The organism is Vibrio sp. L85 (assembly GCF_963871815.1).
In the GTDB taxonomy this organism is placed as follows: domain Bacteria; phylum Pseudomonadota; class Gammaproteobacteria; order Enterobacterales; family Vibrionaceae; genus Vibrio; species Vibrio harveyi.
This window is the reverse complement of record NZ_CAWMYL010000172.1, coordinates 1-2,665: the sequence shown is the minus strand read 5'-3', so window position 1 is coordinate 2,665 and position 2,665 is coordinate 1. Positions and strand designations below refer to the sequence as shown.

Annotated in this window: 2 protein-coding genes; both read right to left on the bottom strand. The window is 41.1% G+C overall.

Annotation, left to right across the window (positions count from 1 at the left end; genetic code table 11):
- Positions 1-187: 187 nt before the first annotated feature.
- Positions 188-700 (bottom strand): outer membrane beta-barrel protein, encoded by a 513-nt coding sequence (locus AACR11_RS17340; RefSeq protein ID WP_017817636.1) that lies wholly within the window; start codon positions 698-700, stop codon positions 188-190.
- A 64-nt stretch (positions 701-764) separates the two neighbouring features.
- Complete coding sequence (locus AACR11_RS17335; RefSeq protein WP_017817635.1) at positions 765-1,979, bottom strand: hypothetical protein; 1,215 nt, start codon at positions 1,977-1,979, stop codon at positions 765-767.
- Positions 1,980-2,665: the final 686 nt, after the last annotated feature.

The window sequence follows — 2,665 nt, the reverse complement described above, 5'->3', positions numbered from 1 at the left end:
AGGTACAAATTCTACACTGAATGTGACATCTTAAACTTGCGCTGACATAGAGATGTAAGCCCCAGATAGTAATGTCCAGTTTTATTGGTGCAGAATATTAAAAAAACTCCGGTAAAGTCGTAGGTATTTTAAACTGCACTTCTTGCAAAGTGCAGTGTTTCGCTAGAAAGATAGTTTTTTAAATACCTTAAAACTTGTAACCGGCTAGAAGCTGAAGAGTAAAGCCATTACGAGCAAACACCTCAGTAGAAGCCAAGTTAGCATCGATTACGATGTTGTTATCGAACTCGTACCCACCGCCAACAAGCAAATTAATGTGGCTATCATCTGCAGAACCAATCTTTGAAATTGAAAGTTCTGAAGCCGTGATTGACACGCCGCCTTTCAAACGAACGCCATTATCAAGTTGGTAGCCACTGTAAACCGTGTACATATCCGCACTGGTTGTCATGTCCTGGATAGAGTCATTGATGAACTTAGGAGAGAATGACGCGCCCAATATGATGCCGTTATTAAACGTCCAATCACCAGCCACAGTAAAACCAACAGCTTGATCATATTCCTGGCTAACGTCATCGAACGAAACGTTCATACCTGCAAGGACCGTAAATCCTGATTTATCGATATCAGATGCGAATGCAATGTTAGTCACTATTGATAGGGCCGCTACAGCTGCGAAAGCTACGAATGTCTTTTTCATTTTTTAAAACCTGATTGTGTGGCCAACTGGCCAATTAAAACTATTAAGCGCACGAATACGCGATTTACTTGATGTCAGTGGTGAATCTAACTTTCTCATCGGTAATAATGCCAAGCTTCAGCATTACCTGGATTAAGGCGTTACTCTCAATGTCAGTGCCGCTCTTGTAGAAGATGAACTTTGTTTCTACCGTCTTTGGAAGGCTGAAGAATAAAGAACTACCCATACCACCAACGGCGTCAGGCAGTGAACTAGTCATAGCAAGAACCTCAAACGGAGTTCGGTTGTAAATCTCCGTCATATCGTGAGCATCTACGATTTGTTGGTTGTAAGTGGCAGAAGGATGACCCTTAAAGAAAAGATCATATCCATCGATAGAGTTAGGGATGATTTCACTATCTAGCTTTTTAGCTTCCTTGATGATATTAATTTGCTGCTCAGCAGTGGCTGAACGGCTGTTTGTTCCAACAAAGACGAAGTTCTTGTTAGGGCTTTCTTTGTACTGAGCTTGGATCTTGTCTGGATTGAAACTGGTTAACTGGTAGAACAGTTCCTTTTGCTCTTCGTTAAATCCCAGGAATTGACCCCATTTCATCTGTTTAACGTTGTCACCAAGGATGTCCCTGATAAGTCCAATCTCTAAGTCAGTATCAAAAATGTCAGCTCTTAGCATGTGGTAAGTTGCAGGATAAATCTGCGCAAAGCCGTAAATGTTCTCTGGAGACCCAGAATCGTAGCTTCCAATGCCATTAACCGCTGCCAGAATGTTGTTCTTAGACATCGATACCAATAGCTCTCTCTCCGCTTCAGGTAGCTGAGAGAAGTTATACAAACGGACGTATTCAGCACTTCCGTCGTCGTAGAAGTTAATCTCTACGTCCAAATCTAACCCTAGAGCATTAATGCTTCGCATCACGCCAACAATATTATAATTCGACAAGCTGTTGCCGTTGATTACTACACGCTTAATGTCTCCTATTAGAAGTATGGATTCCATATAGCGCGTCAAATCCGTAGTATCGGAAAAGCTAAGTGCGTTGATCTTGTCTAGAAGTAGCTCGTCATCAATTGGATATCGCTTCCAATTAATAAGCTTTTTATTTCCTGACTGCTCATCGATGATTTTTACCATATGTTGAAGAGAAGGAAGGGTTGCGCTATCAATGTAAATCTCAAGAGTGGAGCTAGTGTTTTCAGGTGAGCTATCTGAATTACATCCACTAATCATAGTTACGACGACCAGAACGAGTCCTAACGCAGTTTTAAAACGGTTAAACATATTGGACCTTATTAGTTTGAGGGGGAGCTGATGCTATCATGTGTGTATATTTCGGAGCCAGCCGTTAGTTATTAAACCCTTGGTATGCTCAACGGATCTCGAGGTAACTAATTGTATCAAAAACAAATTGTTTTTAATATTGCACATTGCAACAAAGCCTTTAACGTAACAGCTCTTAGTGCGAACCCAGATTTAGACACAAGTGTTGCAACAATTTTAAAATGTCACACGATGCCGCAAGTTAGAAATGCCACATTGCTATGTGACCATTTCTTCTTTTATTGAGTTTAAAACAGCTAAGTTCATGCGCATTTGTCTCTACTTTGCTTGCCTTCTCGGTGAATCCTTTGCTGAGGAGTCATATGGACGTGTATCAGACAGTTTTTCTCATTGCATTGAAAACTATAAAATTGGGCGGTGTTTGAAGCGCAAATTGTACACTGTTTACTGTGATTCTTGCGGCTGGGTAACCGTTGCTGAATACGAAGAATCATGTTGCGAACTGCGGGATGTCTTTTATCGAACCAAATTGAGAACCAGTTTTGGCGGTTTGCATAAGGTGTACTTAACTCGAATTGTGATTGTTTAAATATATTCTTGTCTTCATTGCTGGCGTGGTTCACGCGAAATTCACCATGTTTATCGGTGTAGAACGCAACTGGCTTACCGTGCTTATCGATGTACTG

Coding starts and splice junctions, on each gene's coding strand:
- AACR11_RS17340 (WP_017817636.1), bottom strand. CDS start 700: ATGAAAAAGACATTCGTAGCTTTCGCAGCTGTAGCGGCCCTATCAATA.
- AACR11_RS17335 (WP_017817635.1), bottom strand. CDS start 1,979: ATGTTTAACCGTTTTAAAACTGCGTTAGGACTCGTTCTGGTCGTCGTA.